This is a genomic window from Faecalimicrobium dakarense (assembly GCF_000499525.1).
Classification (GTDB): domain Bacteria; phylum Bacillota; class Clostridia; order Peptostreptococcales; family Peptostreptococcaceae; genus Faecalimicrobium; species Faecalimicrobium dakarense.
Map to the genome: position 1 here is coordinate 22,749 of NZ_HG529329.1, position 22,795 is coordinate 45,543.

18 protein-coding genes and 1 pseudogene are annotated in these 22,795 nt (G+C 30.4%); all 19 read right to left on the reverse strand.

The features are described from left to right. Positions 1-59: 59 nt before the first annotated feature. The 19 genes and pseudogenes from BN899_RS08725 to BN899_RS08815 all read right to left on the reverse strand — a co-directional run bounded on the left by BN899_RS08725 (position 60) and on the right by BN899_RS08815 (position 22,728). The gene (locus BN899_RS08725; RefSeq protein ID WP_242824130.1) at positions 60-1,541 is read right to left on the reverse strand and encodes a Na+/H+ antiporter NhaC family protein; all 1,482 of its coding nucleotides are present in this window, start codon (positions 1,539-1,541) and stop codon (positions 60-62) included. A gap of 35 nt (positions 1,542-1,576) precedes the next feature. Next, a complete protein-coding gene (gene kamE, locus BN899_RS08730) occupies positions 1,577-2,362 on the reverse strand; it encodes a lysine 5,6-aminomutase subunit beta (protein WP_042274701.1) in 786 nt (261 codons plus the stop codon). Further along, on the reverse strand, positions 2,362-3,939 hold the full coding sequence (gene kamD, locus BN899_RS08735) for a lysine 5,6-aminomutase subunit alpha (protein WP_042274703.1): 1,578 nt from the start codon (positions 3,937-3,939) through the stop codon (positions 2,362-2,364). The genes kamE and kamD overlap by 1 nt, the downstream gene beginning before the upstream one ends. A gap of 18 nt (positions 3,940-3,957) precedes the next feature. Beyond that, positions 3,958-5,175, reverse strand: a pseudogene (gene kamC, locus BN899_RS08740) (lysine 5,6-aminomutase reactivase ATPase KamC); the annotation flags it as partial. A gap of 254 nt (positions 5,176-5,429) precedes the next feature. Then, on the reverse strand, positions 5,430-6,449 hold the full coding sequence (kamB, locus tag BN899_RS08745; protein WP_052356763.1) for a lysine 5,6-aminomutase reactivase subunit KamB: 1,020 nt from the start codon (positions 6,447-6,449) through the stop codon (positions 5,430-5,432). A gap of 107 nt (positions 6,450-6,556) precedes the next feature. Further along, positions 6,557-7,807: a lysine 2,3-aminomutase gene (gene kamA / locus BN899_RS08750; protein ID WP_042274705.1), complete on the reverse strand. Its 1,251-nt coding sequence runs from the start codon at positions 7,805-7,807 to the stop codon at positions 6,557-6,559. Between the two features lie 20 nt (positions 7,808-7,827). Next, a complete protein-coding gene (gene kdd / locus BN899_RS08755) occupies positions 7,828-8,859 on the reverse strand; it encodes an L-erythro-3,5-diaminohexanoate dehydrogenase (protein WP_042274706.1) in 1,032 nt (343 codons plus the stop codon). A 15-nt stretch (positions 8,860-8,874) separates the two neighbouring features. Then, on the reverse strand, positions 8,875-9,534 hold the full coding sequence (locus tag BN899_RS19205; protein WP_042274708.1) for a 3-oxoacid CoA-transferase subunit B: 660 nt from the start codon (positions 9,532-9,534) through the stop codon (positions 8,875-8,877). After that, on the reverse strand, positions 9,535-10,188 hold the full coding sequence (locus BN899_RS19210) for a 3-oxoacid CoA-transferase subunit A (RefSeq protein ID WP_042274709.1): 654 nt from the start codon (positions 10,186-10,188) through the stop codon (positions 9,535-9,537). 18 nt (positions 10,189-10,206) lie between these two features. Next, positions 10,207-11,052, reverse strand: coding sequence for a 3-keto-5-aminohexanoate cleavage enzyme (gene kce / locus BN899_RS08770; protein WP_042274710.1), 846 nt, complete (start codon positions 11,050-11,052; stop codon positions 10,207-10,209). A 20-nt stretch (positions 11,053-11,072) separates the two neighbouring features. Then, on the reverse strand, positions 11,073-11,453 hold the full coding sequence (gene kal / locus BN899_RS08775) for a 3-aminobutyryl-CoA ammonia lyase (protein WP_042274711.1): 381 nt from the start codon (positions 11,451-11,453) through the stop codon (positions 11,073-11,075). Positions 11,454-11,534: 81 nt separating this feature from the next. Further along, a complete protein-coding gene (locus BN899_RS08780; protein ID WP_042274713.1) occupies positions 11,535-12,509 on the reverse strand; it encodes an electron transfer flavoprotein subunit alpha/FixB family protein in 975 nt (324 codons plus the stop codon). Between the two features lie 58 nt (positions 12,510-12,567). Continuing rightward, positions 12,568-13,365 carry an electron transfer flavoprotein subunit beta/FixA family protein gene (locus BN899_RS08785; protein WP_042274715.1) on the reverse strand — a complete coding sequence of 266 codons (798 nt, stop codon included), beginning with the start codon at positions 13,363-13,365 and terminating at the stop codon, positions 12,568-12,570. Between the two features lie 33 nt (positions 13,366-13,398). After that, positions 13,399-14,523: an acyl-CoA dehydrogenase gene (locus BN899_RS08790; RefSeq protein ID WP_042274718.1), complete on the reverse strand. Its 1,125-nt coding sequence runs from the start codon at positions 14,521-14,523 to the stop codon at positions 13,399-13,401. A gap of 30 nt (positions 14,524-14,553) precedes the next feature. Beyond that, entirely contained in the window at positions 14,554-15,738 is a 1,185-nt protein-coding gene (locus tag BN899_RS08795) for an acetyl-CoA C-acetyltransferase (protein ID WP_042274720.1), read from the reverse strand. 47 nt (positions 15,739-15,785) lie between these two features. Further along, the gene (locus BN899_RS08800) at positions 15,786-16,628 is read right to left on the reverse strand and encodes a 3-hydroxybutyryl-CoA dehydrogenase (protein ID WP_042274722.1); all 843 of its coding nucleotides are present in this window, start codon (positions 16,626-16,628) and stop codon (positions 15,786-15,788) included. 30 nt (positions 16,629-16,658) lie between these two features. Then, entirely contained in the window at positions 16,659-17,462 is an 804-nt protein-coding gene (locus BN899_RS08805; protein WP_042274723.1) for an enoyl-CoA hydratase-related protein, read from the reverse strand. A 639-nt stretch (positions 17,463-18,101) separates the two neighbouring features. After that, the gene (cdr, locus tag BN899_RS08810; RefSeq protein WP_042274724.1) at positions 18,102-20,585 is read right to left on the reverse strand and encodes a CoA-disulfide reductase; all 2,484 of its coding nucleotides are present in this window, start codon (positions 20,583-20,585) and stop codon (positions 18,102-18,104) included. A gap of 403 nt (positions 20,586-20,988) precedes the next feature. Beyond that, a complete protein-coding gene (locus BN899_RS08815) occupies positions 20,989-22,728 on the reverse strand; it encodes an ABC-F family ATP-binding cassette domain-containing protein (protein ID WP_042274725.1) in 1,740 nt (579 codons plus the stop codon). Between the last annotated feature and the right edge of the window lie 67 nt (positions 22,729-22,795).

Sequence of the window (22,795 nt, forward strand, 5' to 3'; positions counted from 1 at the left end):
TATAATTTATATAAAAATAACCCCGAGTCTGTTTTTAAGACCCAGGGTATTTTATATGATTAAGCTTCTCTTTTTTGTTCTTCTCTTTGATTTTTTTTCAATCTAATATTTGGCTCACTTGGTAGACCAAATTTAGGAATAAATCTATCAAGCCCAGTTAATGTTAATATAAGTATAGACCCAACTGTAATAAATGCCATAACGTTGTATTTTATTATATCAACTGCTACAAATTGATGTAGTGGATACACTGCTGATAATATTCCTAGATAGAACCCTATATAAACATGCCATGGTATTAATTGAGAACCAAACACTCCTAGAGAACTAGAGAAAGTAGCATTTCTTAAACGTAGTTGGTATAAATCTTCTTCACTACCCTCTACATTCTTTTCTACTAATTCTTTAGTTACAGGCCCTACCGTAACAATTTGAGCCATTTCATCTGCAAGTGCAGCATTTCCTACTAAACATAATAAACCATTCATAAACATTAATTGTTTTACACTTCTAGCAAGGTACATAACTAAATCTGATAATGGTTCAAAAGCCCTCATCTTAGACATTATTCCACCGAATGCTCCTACCCACATCATCATTACTATAACCCAAGAACCTGCATCTGCAAATCCACTCATCATTAAATCTAAAAATCCTTGTAAAGAGTCTACAGTTCCCGCAAAAGACCCAAATATTAATGATGATACTATACCAACACCTAAACATACTAGTGTAGGTAATCCTTTAATAGCTACTGCTAAAACTAATATTAGTGGTATTGCCATATAATATGGTACGCCTGTTTTCACCTGATTTAAAAGCTCTACTGCTGATGGTCTTGCAACTTCTAAGTCAGCCATTACTTGAGCAGGTATTTGCTGTATCGCTAGTGCAGCGTTTGCTGTTTCTGATGGCAATTTCAGTGATATACCTAATACATATATGATTATTATTGATATTACTAGACATACTATAGACCATGGACCTTGAGATTTAATTCTATCTATTACCTCAACACCCTGTATACCAGAACTTACAACTGTTGTATCTGATATAAGTCCTATATTGTCTCCAAAGCAAGCTCCTCCAGCTATTGATGCAGTTGTTAATAATATATCTCCTCCAACCATATGGTTTAGCCATAAAAATATTGGAGCACATGCTGCAAAAGTTCCCCATGAAGTTCCCGTAGCTACTGAAAGTACACCAGTAACTATAAATGCAACTACTGCAATAGTTTTACCTGTTACACCTAGGGAAAGTGCTATATTAACTATAGAAGCTCCAACCCCTGTAGCCATAAATGCTTCTGCCATAGCATAAGCAAGCATTAGTATAAAGAAAACTAAATTTAACTCTTTTACATTATCAACTGCACTATCTACTAAATCATTAAACTTCAACTTATCTGTTATTGAAGCTACAATAAATGCATATATTGTAGCTATTGGTGCTGCCATTAAACAATCCATACCTGACATCATTAAACCTGCTAACATAAATACGGGTGAAAACTTAAACAATCCTACTATAATATTCACGACGGAATAGGCCCCCTTAATATAATCCTTTTTTATTATACTAAATCTCTATTAACTAACTCTTCTACAAAGAAACTTCCTACATCTTGAGCAAATTTACCTGGTCCAAATCCTGCATCATAACCTAATTCTTTTGCAAGTTCATGACTTATTCTTGGTCCACCACATAAAAGTACTACTTTATCACGTAATCCTTCAGCTTCTAATAATTCTACTAAATTAGTTAGGTTTTCTATATGAATATTCTTTTGCGTTACAGTTTGAGAAACTAATAATACATCTGCTTTAAGTTCTACTGCTTTTTTTATAAATTCTTCGTTTGGAACCTGGCTTCCTAAATTGTAAGCTTCTATTCCTTCGTATCTTTCTAATCCATAGTTTCCTGCATAACCCTTCATATTCATTATTGCATCTATTCCAACTGTATGTGCATCAGTTCCTGTACTTGCACCTACTACTACTACATCTCTTTTTATATTTTCTTTTATATAGCTTTCAATTTCATACTTATCCATAGTATCTTCTTGTGCTACTTCTACATGTATATCTTCGTAGTTTACACCTTTTTCTAAACTTCCATATGCAACATAGAAAGTAAATTCGCTATCAAGTGCTTTGTGATGTGCTACATTTATATCACCAAGCCCCATATTTTTAGCTGTAAGTTTTGCAGCTTCTATACCTTTTTCATCATCTTTTACAGGTAATGTAAAACTTACTTGTACTTTAGAATCATTTAATGTGTCTCCATAAGGCTTTACGTTTTTTAAATCAAGATTTTGATCGTATTCCTTAGCTTCCATAGAATATAGTCCGCTCATTAACAGTTCCCCCCTAACACTAACTCTTTTTCTAGCATTAACTCTACAAATGGGTTAAAATACATAGCTTCTTTTATAACAACTCCATCAAGACCTTTTCCACCATCTATTGGTCTTTTTATACCTGCAAACTTACCTTGTTCTAATGTTTTGAATAATCCATCTTTTTCTATTTGAGAAATTAAATCATATGCATTATTTAAAACTTCATCAACCCTTTTACACATTATTCCATCTTTTTTAAACTCTATTTCACTTCCTAAATCTTTCATAGTATTAAATATATACTGTGCATTATCTATTGAAACTGCTCTATCTGATATAAATGGAGTATGTATTGCTTCTGTAAGCATTCCTAATAAGTGTAACTTTTGGCCTGTCATTATAGTTACCATATTAAATAGTGCATCTTGTACTTGACCTTTAAATATATCACCTGTCATAAACTTAGTTGGTGGCATATACTTAAGAGGTGCCTTTGGGAATATTTCTCTAGCCATTTGAGCTTGAGCTAATTCATATAAGAATCCATTTTCAAAATCAGGACTTATTTCAAAAGCATGGCCAAGCCCCATTTGCTCTTCAGGTAGCCCTGCAACTAATGCAAATTGTTCATTTATAAATTGAGATGCAAGTACAGTATGCGCTTCTTCTACTGCATCTGCTGTTGTTAAGTAGTTATCTTCACCAGTGTTTATTATAACTCCAGCAAATCCATTTATTATTCTTGAGAAGTATTGATCTATCATTGTTCTTTTCATATTTATATCTCTAAATAATATTCCATATAAAGCGTCATTTAGCATAACATCTAATCTATTTTGTGCTCCAAGTGCTGCTATTTCTGGCATACATAATCCTGAACAGTAGTTGCAAAGTCTTATGTATCTTCCAAGTTCTTTACCAACTTTATCAAGTGCTTCTCTCATTAATCTAAAGTTTTCACCTGTTGCATATGTTCCACCAAATCCATCAGTAGTAGCTCCATATGGAACAAAATCAAGTAAACTTTGTCCAGTTGTTCTTATAACTGCTATTATATCTGCACCTTGTTTAGCTGCAGCTACTGCTTGAGTTATATCTTCATGTATATTTCCTGTTGCAACTATTAAATATAAATAAGGTCCTTTTTTATCACCATATTCATTTAAGAATTCTTCTCTTTTGTTTCTATTTTCTTTTATTTGTTTTGTGCTCTCAATAGCTATTTCATTTATCTTAAGTTTAACATCAAATATATCATGTTCTTTAAGTGAACATAAATCTAATTCTCCTTGTGATACTTTTTGTGCTATTTCTTGTGGTGTAAGACCTGTATTTATCATAGCATTACCTATATAATAAGCAACACCCATACCTAAAGAGCCGTTATTTGAATTTTTTATACTATCTACAACTACGTTTGGAAGTGGTACACCAAACTCATCTACACCATCAACACCAAATAATCTAAGTATAGTTCTCTCAACTGCTACTGTAGTGTGCTTATCTATAAATTCTTGTGTGTCTAATGCTATATTTTTTGCTGATTCACGAGCTTTTTCAACTATACTAAAATCTAGATTTAACTTGCTCATATTAATCCCCCCTTAACCCTATTTACTCAATTTGTCAACTATATTTACTATTTCATTATCTAATCCTAATAATTTACATATATTAATGGCATCTTTTGGAACTTTAGTTTCTTTATTTACTTTTTCTAATCTGTAGTCCATATACTCTTGAAGTATTTGTACACCATTTGAGTTTTTGCCTATTTTAATTTTTAAATCTATTTGACGTTTTAAACCATCAAAATCTACATTTTTAAGACCTATTACTTGGTAATAGCTAACATCATCTATATTTATATCATCTAGATGTGTGGATATTAAACTTATAGAATTGTACTTTTTAAAATATTCACATATTCCTTTTAAAAGTAACCTTCCCTCTATCGGGTTAGTCCCCCTTGCAAATTCATCTAATGCTACAAATCCATCTTTTAATTTCATAAGTTTTGTTATTTCTTTTAATTTTATAATCTCTGCCCCAAATGTACTTAAGCCTTTATTTATATCTTGCATATCATCACTTATTATGTATATAAAGTCTAATACACATAAATTAGCTTCTTTAGCAAATACATAAAATCCACATTGAAATAAATATAAATTAAGTGCTATAGTTTTCATACTTACACTTTTTCCACCCATATTTGCACCACTTATTATGGTTATCTTTTTATCTATGTCTATGGTTATTGGAATATATTTTTTATTTTGTGAAGCTAAAAGTGTTTGAAGATTTGGATTTATAAGATCTTTAAAGAAAATCTTATTTTCATTATTTATACTAGGCTTTACAGCATTATATTTAAGTGCTAATTTTACTTTTGCAATAAGTAAATCTAACTTGCCTATAGATTTTATATTTTCTTTTATATCATTTAAATAGCTATACAACTTCTCACTTAGAGCTTTTCTTATCTTAAGTTCTTCTTGTTCTTCATCTACAACAATTTCTAGTCTTTCTTGTTTTAATTTCTCTACAGTATCTTTATTAGATTCACTAAATATCATCTTTTCAATATTTAGCTTATTTTGCCTAATATGTAATAGTTTTTTACTATATGCACTGTATATTTGAAATGTTGTTAAATTTAATTCATCTGGATCTAGTAGCTTTACAACTTTATCTAAAGCTTTGAAGTTTATATAGTCTATATCAATATTTAACTTTAAATAGTTTTCTATTATTTTATTAGAATTTATAGCAAAGTTTTTTATTTCAAACAGTTCTATTTCATCTAATGTATTTTTTTCTCTAGCCTTTTTATAGTGTTTACTATATTTTTAGTTTTACAAAATTCATATTGTATATTGTCATACACCATATCATTTTCTTTTAAGCTCTTAATCATATTTTCTATATAATTAAGTTCTTTTATTAATTTATCAATATTTTCTTTTTTATATATTTTTATATTAGCTTTTTCTTCTTCTCCATATGGTGTAATCGTATTTACTTCATTTATTATAAATGACTTAATATAATCACCTTCTTGCTTATAAAAGCTTAATCTTTAAAGAGTCATAACATTAAATACTTTTATATTAATTTTTCTTTGTATACTATCTATAAAGTATTTATCATCAAAGCTATATCCTTCTATTGATGTTGGATTTATACTTAACCCAATTAAATTAACTTTATTTATAACCTTAATACTTCCTTTAAGCTTTATAAACTTATCAAATATTTCCTTATCTAAAAATATTTTTGTACTGTCACTAACTAATATAGTAATCTTTTTATAGCTGCTACCACTTTTTATAAGACTATTTATAAAATCATTAGTAACTATTCCATTTACAACTATATACTTAGTATCTTCATCTACATTATCTATAATTTCTTTAGAAGAATTTAGAGTTGTATTTATATTTAGGCATTTGTATGAGTAATCTTTATTTACTAAGCTAACCTTATATTCTTTCATATTTTCATAGATTTCGTAAAACTTTTCATCACTTACTTTATCAAGATTTAATATGTTAGCTTCATATATTATTTTTTCTATTGCCTTATTTACATCTTTATTTATTACAGCTCCACTACAAAATATTGTAGACTCAGTTATAGATGGTGATCCTAATGTTTTTCTAGATAAGGCTCCATCAACTATACTTAAATCTGCACCATAGTGATTTAATCTTTCACAAATGTATTTTATTTGAGTATTTATAGATGGACCTGCAAGTTCTATATATCCATCGCTTAAGGATCTAAATATAACTATATTTCCTAGTGGTGTTGTTATATTGGTAAGTTCTAGTATCTCTTTTGTTATATCACTATTTAATGCCAACCTATTAGCCGTAGCTATTATAGTATTTTTATTTACATATATTCTAGGTTTTTGCGTTTTAGTGACAACATCTATACCTTCTCCATCTACACCTATTGATGTAAGTCCTAGTACTATATTTTTATTTGCACACTCTTTTAATATATAATTTAGAGTAGTTGTTTTACCTACATTTTTATAGTTTCCTATAATAGACATACTCTTATATTTTAATATTTCATTTAATATATCCATAATTATATCCTTAAAAATTTAAAATAATTTTTCTAAGCGATGTAGGTCTTAATGCTTTTTCTAAGAGATATTATATAACCTATAATATCTCTTAGTATTAGTTTTTATTAACCTAAATGAGCGCTTAGCTCTCTTTTCTTTCTATCTAATTCAGTTGGTTCAAGTGTCATTCTTTCATTATTTAAAAGACCTGCTACTCCTACCTTATGAACTTCTTTTTCACCTTTACAAACCTCACATTCACATATATGACTGTAGTTTGTTGGCTCTGTATAAGTAGTTATAACACCTTCAAAGTTTCTAAGTATTACTTTATCGTAACTTTGAGATATTACATAGTTTGGCATAACTGGAGTCTTACCTCCACCACCTGGTGCATCTACAACAAATGTTGGTACACAGTATCCTGATGTATGTCCTCTTAAACCTTCTATTATTTCTATACCTTTAGATACTGGAGTTCTAAAGTGCTCTATACCAGTAGATAGGTCACATTGATAAATGTAGTATGGTCTAACTCTTATTTTTACTAAATCATTAACTAATTTCTTCATTACATGCATGCAATCGTTTACCCCACGTAGTAAAACACTTTGGTTTCCTAAAGGTATACCTGCATTTGCCATTTTATTACAAGCTTCTATAGATTCTTTAGTTATTTCATTTGGATGATTAAAGTGAGTGTTTAGCCAAACTGGATGATATTTCTTAAGCATATTTACTAAATCATCAGTTATTCTTTGTGGCATAACAACTGGAACTCTACTTCCTATTCTTATTATTTCAACGTGTGGTATTTCTCTTAACTTGCTTATGATGTATTCTAATTTTTCATCACTCATTAAAAGTGCATCTCCACCTGATAATAATACGTCTCTTATAACTGGAGTATTTCTTATATATTCTATAGCTCTATCTATTCTATCAACTGGCTGAGCTCCATCATTTTGTCCAGCAAATCTTCTTCTAGTACAGTGTCTACAATACATTGCACATTGATCTGTTATTAAAAGTAATGCTCTATCTGGATATCTATGAGTAAGTCCTGGTACTGGTGAATCTCCATCTTCGTGAAGTGGATCATCTAAATCAGCATCTGATACTTTAAGTTCACTTGAAACTGGTATAGCTTGCTTTCTTATTGGGTCATTTGCATTAGTTGGATCTATTAATGATAAGTAGTAAGGTGTTATACTCATTCTTAAAGTTTTAAGACATTCCTTAACTCCTTCTTCTTCGCTTTCTGTAAGTGGTATATATTTCTTTAACTCTTCAACTGTTGTTATTCTATTTTTTACTTGCCATTTCCAGTCATTCCATAATTCATTGCTAACGTCTGTAAATATTTTTCTTTCCATAATCCCCTACCCCCTATATTTTATACGTATAATTTTTTGAATATATTTCTTATTGTTTCACTCTCTCTTAAAGCTGCTATTGTAACATCTGCATGACCTTTTGTATATCCATTTCCTATTATCATATCTACATCTTTACCTACACCTTCAGCACCAAGTGCAGCTTTTGTAAATGCTGTTGCCATTGAGAAGAAGTATACTATTCCACCATCTCTAACAGGTAGTATTGTACTCATTTCTGTATTTTGAACATTTACGCAGTTTATAGCTAAATCTACTTCTTTTCCTTCATTTACTTCTAATACCTTATTTAAAACTGCATTAGGATTTTGTGCATCTACAGTTATAACTTCATCTACAAGATTATTTTCTTTTAAGAATTGTTCTTGTTTTTCATCTCTAACAAGCCCTATTACTCTTCCATTTTTACCAGCTTTTTTCTTAGCTTCATAACAACAAAGCATTCCAGATTTACCAGCAGCTCCAAGTATTAAAACACTGTTTCCTTCTTTAACTAACTTTTGTGTCTGAGCAGGAGCACCAGCAACATCTAACGCTGCTAATGCTAAATTTTCTTCCATATCTGTTGGTAATTTTGCATATATACCACTTTCAAATAATATAGCTTTTCCTTTTATTTCAACTCTATCTATATCTGCTTTTATATCTATTATTTCTTCTATTTTTAATGGAGTTAATGATAATGATACAAGTGTTGCTATCTTATCTCCTATTTTTAAATCTGTCTTATCTGCTAAATCAGAACCTATCTTTTCTATTGTTCCTATTAACATCCCTCCAGAACCAGTAACTGGATTTTGCATTTTTCCTTTTTCTTCTACTATACTTAATATTTTTGATTTTATTTTTTCTACATCATGATTACACTCTTCTTCTATTTGAGTGAAACTTGCTGAATCTATGTTTAAAGCTTGAACATCTATTAATATCTCATTATCATAAATATTCATATCATTATTTATTTTTTTAGCTGGTTGTGGAAGTACATTTTCCCCTATAACTCTGTGTGTTCCGTATTTACATCCTTTCATGACTAATCCCCCTTATTATACTGTTTGTGCATTTCTATATACTAAATCATCAGCTATTATTAAATCAGCCTCTGTCATAGCCCTTAATTCTTCAATAGTTACATCCTCACTTATTTCTTTTACAACTAAACCTTCTTTTGTTACTTCCATAACAGCAAATTCAGTTATTATCATATCAACTACACCTTTTGCAGTTAATGGAAGAGTACACTCTTTAAGTATCTTAGATTTTCCTTTTACAGTGTGTAACATAGCAACTATAACTTTCTTTGCTCCAACTACTAAATCCATAGCTCCACCCATCCCAGGAACCGTTTTCCCAGGCACTATCCAGTTAGCTAGGTTTCCATATTGGTCTACTTCTAAAGCTCCAAGTACTGTTACATCTACATGTCCTCCTCTTATAAGACCAAAAGACATTGATGAATCAAAGAAAGCCCCATCTTCATTCATTGTTACAAATTGACCACCTGCATTAGTTATATCTAGATTTACTTCATCTTCATTTGCAAGTTTTCCCATACCAACCATTCCATTTTCTGATTGGAAAGTTACATTTATACCTTCTTCTAGATAATTTGTCGTTAATGTTGGAAGTCCTATTCCTAAGTTTACTAATTGATTATTTTTAAATTCTTTAGCTACCCTTTTAGCTATAATCTCTTTAGGATTCATTTATTTTGCCTCCTTTATTATGTAATCTACGACTACACCTGGAGTCATTATCATCTCTTTTTCTAAGTCTTTAGAGTCTACTAATTCTTCAGCTTCAACTATTACTAAATCACTTGCCATAGCTATCATTGGATTGAAGTTTTTAGTAGTTCCTTTGTAAACTGTATTTCCAAATGAATCAACGACACTACCTTTTACAAGTGCTATATCTGCTCTTAGTGGTAATTCTAATAGATATTCTTTACCCTTTACTGTTATCTTTTCTTTATTTTCTTCAACTAAAGTTCCTACTCCTGTTGGAGTTAATATTCCGCCTAGGCCAAATCCGCCTGCTCTTACTCTTTCTATAAGTGTTCCTTGTGGAGATAGTTCAACTTCTAATTTACCTTCATTCATTAGTCTTCCCGTCTGGGCATTTGTTCCTATATGAGAGGCTATAACCTTTTTAACTTGGTTATTTACTATAAGTCTTCCTATTCCTTTATCCACAAAAGAAGTATCATTTCCTATTATAGTTAGATTTTTAGCACCAGATTCTATAAGTGAATCTATAAGGATTTCTCCTGTACCACAGCCTAAAAATCCACCTACCATGATAGTCATATCATCTTTAAAAAGATTCTTTAGTGTTTCTACAGATATAACTTTGCTCATTTTATCCCCCCTAGATGTTTAAGCTTCTTGTGTGCTTAATACATTAACTTCTAAACCTAGTATTTCACGAGCTTCTTTAGGTGTTGCTACTTCTCTACCAAGCTCTCTTACTATATTTGCAGCTTTTTTAACTAATTCTCCATTTGAAGATGCCGGTACTCCTTTTTTCATGTATACATTATCTTCAAATCCTACTCGGATATGACCTCCCAATAATACACTTAAAGCTACCATATCAAATTGAGCTCTTCCTATTCCACTTACTGTAAATGTAGCATTTTGAGGTATACTTTCTCTCATAAACATTAAATCTCTATATGTTGCACTTATACCTCCATTAACTCCCATTACAAAGTTAAAGTGCATGTTATCATTTATAAATCCTTTTTTGTTAAGTCTAATAGCCATATCTACCATACCCTTATCAAATACTTCTATTTCTGGCTTAACATTTAATTCTATCATTTTCTTTCCAAACTCTTTTATTGTATTTTCAGTATTTACAAATATTTCGTCTCCACCGAAGTTACAAGTTCCACAGTCTAGAGTTGCCATTTCAGGAGATAAATTTACTGGTTGGATTCTTTCTTCATTGCTCATTCCAACTGCTCCTCCAGTTGAAGGCTGAACAATTGCATCAGGACACTCAACCTTTATAGCCTCTATACATTCTTTAAATCTATTTATATCTTGAGTTGGAGTTCCATCATCTTTTCTTACATGAAGGTGTATTATACTTGCTCCAGCATCATAAGCAGACTTTGCTTCTCTTACTATTTCTTCAACAGTATATGGAACATTTGGATTATGTTCTTTTGTTACTTCTGCACCAGATATAGCTGCAGTTATTATAACCTTTTGCATATTAAAGCCCCCTTAAATAACTATAATCTTTGTTTATCTTTAGGTACTACACAAGTTCCACTAGCTTTACATACTACTATTGGGTTCTCTAAAACTTCTGCTGCTGATTCATTTATATCAGTTCTTGGCACTATAACTTTTCTAGCTTCAAATACCATCTTTCTTGAACTATTTCCTACATTAACTATTTCACCAACAGCTTCTATATAATCACCAGCATATACTGGTGCTAAAAACTCTACGCTATCATAAGCTTTAAATAATCCTTCATCACCATCATTTTGTATTAGTAATTCAGTAGCTACATCTCCAAATAATTGAAGCATTTTAGCACCGTCTACTAAATTTCCACCATAATGAGCATCATTACTTCCCATTCTCATTCTTATCATTGCTTTCATGTTAAGTTCCCCCTTTGTGATTGTTTATATATTTATCAACTGGTATAGGTCTTTAAGACCTACACCAATTAGTAAGCTTTATTATGCTAATTCTTGTATTAAGTTTTTGATAACTTTATTAACGTCTCCTACTATAGAAACATCCGCAGCTTCAAATATAGGTGCTTCGCTATTTTTATTTATAGCTACTATAAATTCAGATTCTTCCATACCAGCTAAATGTTGTATAGCCCCTGATATACCACAAGCAAGGTAAAGATCTGGTCTTACAGTTTTACCAGTTTGACCTACTTGACGAGATTTATCAACCCATCCTGCATCAACTACAGCACGAGAAGCACTTACTTCAGCTCCTAATATGTCTGCTAATTCATATAAAGCATCCATATTTTCTTTAGAACCTACTCCTCTTCCTGCTGATATAAGTATATTAGCATCTTCTATATTAACTTTCTTTACAGTTTCTTTTATGTATTCTAATACTTCTACGTTTTTACCATTTTCACTAAAATCTACTACAAAGTTTTCTATATTTCCAGTTCTTGTAGCATCTTTTTCTAACTTTTTCATAACCCCTGGTCTTACAGTACTCATTTGTGGTCTATGATTTGGGCATATTATAGTAGCCATTATATTTCCACCAAATGCAGGTCTAGTCATTAAAAGTCCATTATTTTCATCATCTATTTCAAGTGATGTACAGTCTGCTGTAAGACCTGTTTCAATAGTAGCACTAACTCTTGGTGCTAAATCTCTACCTATTGTAGTTGCTCCTACTAAAACGATTTCTGGATCTTTTTTATTTATAACTTCACAAAGTGCTTTAGCATATGTATTAGTTACATATACATCTAAATTTTCATCATCAACACAAACTACTTCATCTGCACCATATTGTATAAGTTCTTCACTTAAATTTTTAACATTATGACCAAGAAGTACTGCACTTACTTTACTATTTAATTTATCTGCTAACTCTTTACCTCTTCCTATTAATTCCAAAGAAACATTTTGGATTTCACCACTTCTTTGTTCAACAAAAACCATTACACTCATTATTTTTCCTCCTATAATCACTACTCTTTGAGAAATATTTCGCCAAATTGTTTAGTTTTTAAGCCTTAGCTTCAGTTATTATAAACTTTTCTTTAAGAGCATTTACTATTATTGATGCTCCTTCTTTTTCATCTACATTATAAAGTGTTCCTTTAGCTTTAACTCCTTTAGTAAATGACTTTTTAACTTTAGTTGGAGAACCTTTTAATCCTATCTCTTCTAAACAAACATCTATATCTTTTAAAGTCCAAGTTTCTATGTTATCTTCTCTCATACAATCATATATTCTAGAAACTCTCATGTATCTTGGAGTATTCATTTCTTTTAAAGTAGTTATAAGAAGTGGCATTTTTGCCTTTATAACTTGATGTCCATCTTCAAAAGCTCTATTTACTATTACATGGCCATCTTCTACTTCTAATTTTTCAACGTAAGTTATAGATGGTATATCAAGGTGATTTGCTATTTGAGGACCAACTTGTGCTGTATCTCCATCTATTGCTTGTCTTCCTGCTATTATTAAATCATAATCTAACTTCTTTATAGCTCCTGCTATAGTTTTTGAAGTAGCTAATGTATCAGCTCCTGCAAAAGCTCTATCTGTAAGAAGTATTGCTCTATCAGCACCCATTGCTATTGCTTCTTTTAGTGCATTTTTAGCTTGAGGTGGTCCCATTGTTAATACTGTAACTGTTGCACCCATTTTTTCTTTTAAGATTACTGCTTCTTCTATTCCTGCTTTATCATCAGGATTTATTATACTTGGTACCCCGTCTCTTATTAATGTACCAGTTTTAGGGTCTAATTTTACTTCTGTTGTATCTGGTACTTGTTTTACGCAAACTAATATATTCATATTTTTCCCTCCTGAAAATTCGCTTCATCTAATTTATCTAAGTAAATCTGCACCTATAACCATTCTTTGTACTTCACTTGTTCCTTCGTATATCTCAGTTATTTTTGCATCTCTCATCATTCTTTCTATATCATATTCACGAGTATATCCGTATCCTCCGTGAAGTTGAACTGCTTTAGTTGTAACTTCCATTGCTACTTCTGATGCATAAAGTTTTGCCATAGCTGCATCTACACTGTAAGGTTTTCCTGCATCTTTTTTGCTAGCAGCTTTGTATACTAAAAGTCTTGCAGCTTCTATTTTAGTTTTCATATCAGCAAGTTCAAATTGAGTATTTTGGAAAGCTGCTAAACTTCTACCAAATTGCTTTCTTTCTTTTACATAATCAACTGTAACATCTAACGCACCTTGAGCAATTCCTAAGGCTTGTGCAGCTATACCTATACGTCCACCGTCTAGTGTCTTCATAGCTATTTTAAACCCTTGCCCAACTTTACCTAGTAAGTTTTCTTTAGGTATTACACAGTTTTCAAATATAAGTTCACAAGTTGCAGAAGCTCTTATACCAAGTTTTTTCTCTTTTTTACCTATGCTAAATCCTTCTGTTCCCTTTTCTACTATGAAAGCTGATATTCCACGAGTTCCTTTAGATTTATCAGTCATAGCCATAACTACATATGTATCAGCAGGACCTGCATTAGTTATAAATATCTTAGTTCCATTTAATATATAGTTATCTCCATCTAAAACTGCAGTAGTTTGTTGAGCTGATGCATCTGTACCTGCATTAGGTTCAGTTAAACCAAAAGCAGCTAATTTATCACCTTTTGCAAGTGGCGCTAAGAATTTTTGCTTTTGTTCTTCTGTACCAAATTCATATATAGGATTAGCTCCTAATGAAGTATGAGCAGATACTATTACCCCTGTAGTTCCACAAGCTTTAGAAAGTTCTTCAACAGCTAATGTATATCCTAAGTAATCTCCCCCTTCTCCACCATATTCCTTTGGAAAAGGTATTCCTAGTATGCCGCATTCAGCCATTTTATCAACTGTTGCATACGGAAACTCTTCTGCCTCATCTATTTCATGAGCTATAGGAGCTACCTCATTTACCGTAAACTCTCTATACATCTGTTTTAATAATTCATATTTTTCCATAAATATCTCCCCTCTTTTGAATATACTCTATTAGCATTTTTTTATTATTAAACTAGTACCTTGTCCTCCACCTATACAAAGTGTAGCAAGTCCTAGATCAACATCTTCTCTTTTTTGCATTTCATGTATTAAAGAAACTAATATTCTACATCCACTAGCACCTACTGGATGACCAAGTGCTATTGCACCACCATTTACATTTACTTTTTCCATATCAAAGTTTAATCCTTTTGATACTGATAAAGCTTGAACTGCAAAAGCTTCATTTGCTTCTATTAAATCTATATCTTCTAAACTTAAGTTTGCTTTTTGAAGGGCTTTTTCTGTTGCTGGAACTGGTCCATATCCCATTATAGCTGGGTCAACACCTGCTGAAGCATATGAAACTATACTTGCTAATGGCTTTAATCCTAATTCATTACACTTTTCTCTACTCATAAGCATGACCATTGCACTACCATCATTTATCCCAGACGCATTACCTGCACTAACAGTTCCATCCTTTTTAAATGCTGGTCTTAATTTAGATAATTTTTCTATAGTAGTATTGTGTTTTGGATGTTCATCAGTATTAAATACTATAGGATCACCTTTTCTTTGAGGTATTAAAACTTCAACTATCTCATCTTTAAATCTATTATTTAATTGAGCTTTTTTTGCTTTTTCTTGGCTTAAAAGAGCAAACTTATCTTGTTCTTCTTTAGTTATCCCAAATTTTTCTGCTAAGTTTTCTGCAGTTATTCCCATATGATAGTTATTAAATGCATCTGTAAGACCATCATGTACTAAAGAGTCAACTATTTTGCTATCCCCTAATCCATATCCATATCTAGCCTTGTTTATTAAATATGGAGCATTACTCATACTTTCACAGCCACCAGCTAATACTACATCACAATCTCCAAGAGCTATAAATTGTGCTGCCATACTTACTGCTCTGAGACCAGAACCACAAACTTTATTTATAGCAAGTGCTGGAACTTGTGCTGGAATACCAGATTTTATAGCAACTTGTCTCGCTACATTTTGACCAAGACCTGCGCTTAATACATTCCCTACTAATACTTCATCTATTATTTCAGGGTCTATATTAGCTCTTTTAATTGCTTCTTTCGCTGCTATACTTCCTAACTCCACAGAACTTACATCTTTAAGTGCACCACCTAATGATCCTATTGGAGTTCTAACTGCTGATACTATAACAACTTCTCTCATTTTGTCCTCCCTAACAGGTTAATTTATATAATAAATTTTACAATTAACTAATTATAATCATAAAATCCTTTTTTAGCTTTTCTTCCTAAGATACCGCCTCTAACCATTTTTCTAAGAAGTGGATGAGGTCTGTATTTTGAATCTCCAAATTCACTATATAATACTTCCATTATATTTAGGCATACATCTAAACCTATAAGATCACCTAAAGCTAGTGGTCCTATTGGATGGTTTGCTCCTAATTTCATTGCATTATCTATATCTTCTACACTTGCAATACCTTCTGCAAATATGCCTACTGCTTCATTTATCATAGGTACTAGTATTCTATTAACTACAAATCCTGGTGCTTCTGCTACACTTACAGGAGTTTTATCTAATTGTTTACATAATTCAAATATCGTGTCATGAGTTTCTTTAGATGTCAGCATACCGTCTATTACTTCTACTAATTTCATAACTGGTGCTGGGTTGAAAAAGTGCATTCCTATTACCTTTTCGGCTCTAGTCGTGCTTACTGATAAGTCTGTTATCGACAATGATGATGTGTTTGTTGCAAATATTGTTTCTTCTTTACATATTTTGTCTAGTTCTTTGAATAATTCTTTTTTGATTTGCATATTTTCAACTATAGCTTCTATTACTAAATCGCAATCTTTAGCGTTTTCTAAGTCTATAGTTTTTGAAAGTCTATTTAAATTTTCATTCTTTTCCTCTTCTGTTATCTTTTCTTTTAATACTTTTCTTTCTAAGCTTTTTGTTATTGATTTTATTCCTTTTTCTAAGCTGTCATTGTTTAAATCCCTAAGTACTACTTGATGTCCATTAGCTATAAATACTTGTGCAATACCACTTCCCATAGTACCGCTTCCTATTACCATTATTTTCATAATTTTCCCCCTATAATGAACTATAATGACCTATAATGAACTACTTAATTTTTTTTCACAATGTATATTAAATTTTGGTTCTCTTTTTTCTAAGAAAGCACTCATACCTTCTTCTTGATCATAACTTGCAAAGCATAGCCCAAATAGATTGTTTTCTAAGTTTATAGCACTATCTATATCTATTTCATAACCTCTATTTATGGCATTTTTAGCATATCTTATAGCTAACTGTCCTTTAGATGAAATAAGTTTAGCCATATCTACACATTCTTTCATTAAATCTTCTTGTTCTACAACTTTGTTAACTAAATTTATATTTAGTGCTTCTTCTGATTTTATTATCTGTGCACTGTATACAAGTTCTTTCGCCTTACCTACCCCAACAATTCTAGGCAATCGTTGAGTTCCACCAAATCCTGGTAATATTCCAAGGTTAGCTTCTACTTGCCCAAATTTCGCTTTTGTACTTGCTATTCTAATATCACAACTCATAGCAAGTTCTAATCCACCACCTAAGCAAAATCCATTTATTCCTGCTATTATAGGTTTTTCACAGTTTTCTATTTTTCTGAATAAACGATTTCCCGTTTTCGAAAAAATTCTTGCTTCCTCAAAGTTCATATCCTTCATAGCTTCTATATCTGCTCCTGCTACAAAAGCCTTTCCTTCTCCTGTTATTATACCTACATAAATTTCTTCATCATTATTGATGATATCAATAGCCATATCTAATTCTTTTAATACATCTTCATTTAATGCATTTAGATATTTTTCTCTGGCTATTTTTATTGTGTATACGTTTTCCACTTTGGCACATATTAAATTTTCAAACATATATCCCCATCCCTTTAATAATAGTAATATGTATGTTTTTATATACTATAATTTTAATAATCTTAATAAAAAATTTTATGTATTTAATATAAAATCTCTTATATATATAATATTCTATATGTATTTACGTATTCCTTCTTTATTTTAAATTATTTTTTTATTTAAATTAATCATTTTATTTTATTTTAAATTAAAATTTTCTACACGTAATTACATACTAATTTATTTTTTTATATTTTATATTTATATTATACATTATACTACACCACTTTACAAGAAATTTCACATCCTAAACTATCTTTATTTTAAATTGATATAGATACAATAATTGAGATAATTTTCTAATAATTCACACATATCCCTTATGATTTTTAAATACATACTCTGACATCAATTCATCAGATAAATATTTATATGTCTCTTTGTATTATATATTATACATTATACATTTATTATAACATAAATAAATATCTAAGCCAAAACTTATAGTCAATCTACACTTATCTAGTGTTAACTATGTTTCTAAATAGCCTTATAATATTCATTAAAATCTTTCGATTTATTCTTAAAATAAAAAAGATGACCAAGTTAAGTATATAGATCATCTTTTTTATAAAATAATATTTTTGATTATATATATTATATAAATAAATTTAATCCTGAATCTTCTGCAGCTCCTAAATATGAAGCAACTCCACCTAGGTCAACACCATCTATGAATTCTTCTTTTTTTATACCCATTAAATCCATACTCATAGAACACGCTACTATTTTAACACCCATATCCATTGCATTTTTTATTAATGTATCTAAATCATCTACATTATGCTTTTTCATTATTTGATCTATCATTTTAGGTCCCATACCAGCCATATTCATCTTAGATAGTGGAAGTTTTCCTGTATGAGATGGCAGCATTACATCAAACATTTTTTCCATAACATCTTTTGATACTTTTGGTCTATCTTTTCTCTTAAGAATATTAAGTCCCCAGAATGTGAAAAACATAGTTACTTCTTTACCCATAGATGCAGCTCCTGTAGCTATTATAAATGATGCTATAGCTTTATCTAAATCTCCACTAAACACTACCATTGTTGCTCCATCTTTATCTTTTTGAGTTATTGAACAGCTAGGATTAGCTAATATGTTATTAGTTCCTTTTCTTATAGCTACAACAAATGCCTTTTGACTTTTATCAAACTCGGCTTTTACTAAAGTATTTCTTGTTTTTTCACACCAAGCACTAATATCTTTACTAAATCCTGGATCACTAGCTTTAACTACTAGTACTTGTCCCTCTTCCATCTTATTCATCTCTTCAAATACTCTTTTTATCGGACCTGGACATTGAAGACCACAAGCATCTAAAGTAACATGTGCATTTATTTCAGTTATATCTAAATCTTCTAATTTCATATTAGATTCCTCACTCTTGATATTTAAATTATTATTTTGATTAGCTATGCTTTCTTTCGCTCTTTTTACAAATTGATAAGTTTTTACTCCACCATCTATATTTGAGCATTTAAGTCCATTTTGTTCTAATAGCCTACATGCAACATATCCTCTTAATCCGACTTGACAAGTAGCGTATAATTTCTTATTTTTTGGTATTTCATTTAATCTATCTCTTAATTGTCCAAGAGGTATGTGTATAGCACCAGGAATTTGACCTGTAGCTAATTCAAATTCTTCTCTAACATCTATTATTACTCCACCTTTCTTTACAATATCATCAACTTCATACCATTGAACAGTATCTACCATATCTTCTATAATATTAGAAGCATAGTATCCTAGCATATTAACAGGGTCTTTAGCTGAATTATATGGTGGTGCATAACAAGGCTCTATATCTTGCAAATCAAATACTGTAAAGCCAGCCTTTATAGCTGTAGCCATAATATCTATACGTTTTTCAACTCCATCAATTCCTACGCCTTGAGCTCCAAATATTTTACCAGTATGTGGATCAAATGTCATCTTCATAGCTATTGGAAATGAACCTGGATAATATCCGGCATTAGATCCTGGATGTATGTGTACAACTTCATAATCTATACCAAGTCTTTTCAATGCTTTTTCATTATTTCCTGTTGTAGCTACTGTATAATCAAATACTTTTGCAACTGAAGAACCTAATGTTCCTTTGTATTTTTCTTTTTTCCCACATATATTATTAGCTACTATTCTACCTTGTCTGTTTGCTGGCCAAGCTAATGGTATCATTGTTGGCTTTTTATTAACAAAATCTATTATCTCAACAGCATCACCTAATGCGTATATGTTTTCATCTGAAGTTTTCATATACTCATCAACTATAATGCCACCTCTTTCGTTTAACTTAAGTCCTGCTTCTTTTGCAATAGTAGTTTCTGGTTTAACACCAATAGATAATATTATCATATCAGTATTGATTTCCTTACCACTAGATAGTATTACTTTTCTTCCATTGTTTGTAAATGAGCTTACACCATCTTTTAATACTAATTCAACACCTTTATCAATTAAGTGATTATGAACTATACTTACCATTTCTATATCAAGAGGTGCCATAACTTGGTCACTTGCTTCTACTAACGTAAGTTCTATTCCCCTATCATGAAGATTTTCTGCCATTTCAAGACCTATAAATCCTCCACCTATTACTACTGCATGTTTTGGTTTATTATTATCTACATATTCTTTAATCTTATCTGTATCTGGAATATTTCTTAATGTGAATAGATTATCACAATCATTTATACCTGGTATACCCGGCTTTAATGGGCTAGCTCCTGGAGATAATACTAACTTATCATAAGTTTCATCGTATGTTTCACCCGTTTTATGATTCTTTACAGTTACTTTTTTTCCTTCTTTATCTATTTTAATAACTTCACTTAAGTTTCTTATATCTAAATTAAATTTTGAACTCATAGCTTCAACAGTTTGAACTATTAATTTTTCTCTTTCACTTATCGTTTCTCCTATATAATAAGGAAGTCCACAGTTTGCAAAAGATATATATTCACCTTTTTCAAACATTATTATATTAGCATCTTCATCTAATCTTCTAAGTCTAGCTGCAGCTGATGCTCCACCTGCCACTCCACCTACAATAACTATTTTTTTAGACATAACTCTTCTCCTATTCTAAATACTAACTATATTTTTACAGATAACATTTTTCTATATTATTAATTGATATATTTCTAACAAATCAATTGTCATTTATTGATATAGTTTTATTATATACATTGGTAATAATCACTTCTGTGACTTTGTCACATAATAAAAAATTCGCTTCGCTTATATAGCTCAAACGATTCTGTTCACTGCTTAAAAGTCATTTTTATTTTTTATTTATAAATAGTTTATGCTCCTATATCTTTACTTATCTGGTGTGTTTTCTTGCTGATGCCTTACTGTAGAAAAACTAATAATTTAAATACAAAAATAACCCCTTAAAGTTGACAGATTTTATAGTTTAATCTATCAACCCTAAGGGGTTTATAACTTATTATTGTAAAGAATACACGATTTAAAGTAACTTAATCAGCTCTTCTAGCTCTTTAGATAAAGTTTTTGCAAGTTCAAAATCAGTATCTATTAAAGCTCTTGCTATCTTTGTTTCAACAGCCTTTTTCTTTAGTTCTATTTCTAAATAGTCTTTATCAAAATGGTTAGCATGAATCATTCTTCTAAACTTTTTCATACTCATTTTTCTAATAGTCTTATCTTCAATCATTAAAACATAATCCATACAATTATTTATAAATTGATAATCATGAGAAATCATTAAAATCGCACCATTATAGTTTTCTATAGCATTTTCAAGTGCCATTTGAGAATAAGTATCTAAATGACTTGTTGGTTCATCAAGAAGTAACATATTTGCTTTACTAGATGATACTTTAGCCAATTGTAAAATATTTTTTTCTCCACCAGATAAAGATCCTATCTTTTGTTTAATCATATCCGATCCAAAGCCATAGTTTGAAATATATCTTCTAATTTCTCCATAAGTTTCAAACCCTGCATCGTAAAACTCTTGAAGTATAGTATTAGACTCATCTAGTAATTCCCCTTGCATCTGTGATAAATAAGCCACTTCAATATCATCATTTATTTCAATTGAGTCATGATTATTTTTAAAGATTGATCTAAGTAAAGTAGTTTTTCCAACACCATTTGTACCAACAATAGCTACTTTATCATTAGACTTAATCTCAAAGTTAACATTTTCTAAAAGCATTTCATCAAAAGCAATACTAAAATCATTAACTTTTAAAGCAGTAGTTTCTTCTATTTCATTATTAGTGGCTAAATTGATATTAGGTTGTTTAATCTCTACAAACGGAGCTTTTATTCTACGTGCTTCTAATCTTTCTTGTATTTTAACTCTAGCTTTTAATGCTCTCCCATTAGAAGCTTCAGCATTATAAGTTGCTCTCTCTCTTAACTTTTCTATTCGTATCTCATTTTTTGCTATTTCTTCATCATCAGCAATAGATAATTCTTGTAACTCAATTTTAGTTTGAAGTAATGATAAATTATAATCAATATATCTTCCATCAAATTCTTGAAGTTCCGTATTTTCAAGGTGTATAATTTTGTTAAAACAATGATTAAGTAAATATCTGTTATGCGTGATAATTAACATTGTTTTTTTGTGAGAATTAATTAGATTTTTAAGAGCATTTAGATTTTCAAAATCTAAAAACACATCTGGTTCATCCATAATCATTAAGTCTTTATTATTAAGCATTTCCTTAATAACTTGAATAAGTTTGAATTCCCCACCACTAAGTTCAGATATCATTTTATCTTTATGCTTGCTTAGATTTGCAAGATTTAGTTTTCTATTAATATTACTTTCAAAATCATCACCATCAATTGCGTCAAATGCGTCTAAGGCTTCTTGATACTGTTCTAATAAAGTCTCAATGTCTGAAGATGTTTCCATTTGTGTACAAATAGATGCAATTTTTTCTTGTAGCTTAATAAATTCTTCGCCTATATATTCAAACACTGTAGTTTCTTTTGTTTTATCTCGTTGTGAAAACTGGCTTACATAACCAATTTTGCAGTTTGGGTCCATTTCTAAATTACCATCAAACATATATTTTTCTGGATCCATAATTATATCTATTAGTGTACTTTTTCCGCTACCACTTGCTCCTATAAAAGCACAGTGTTGACCATCTTCTATTGTAAATGAAATATTATTATATAGATCTTTTCGCGGGAATGAGTAGGACAAGTTGTCAATTTTTATCATATTATTACCTCTCTTTATCATTTAAAAAGAGCTTATAAAAATAAGCTCTTAAATATATAATCTTCAA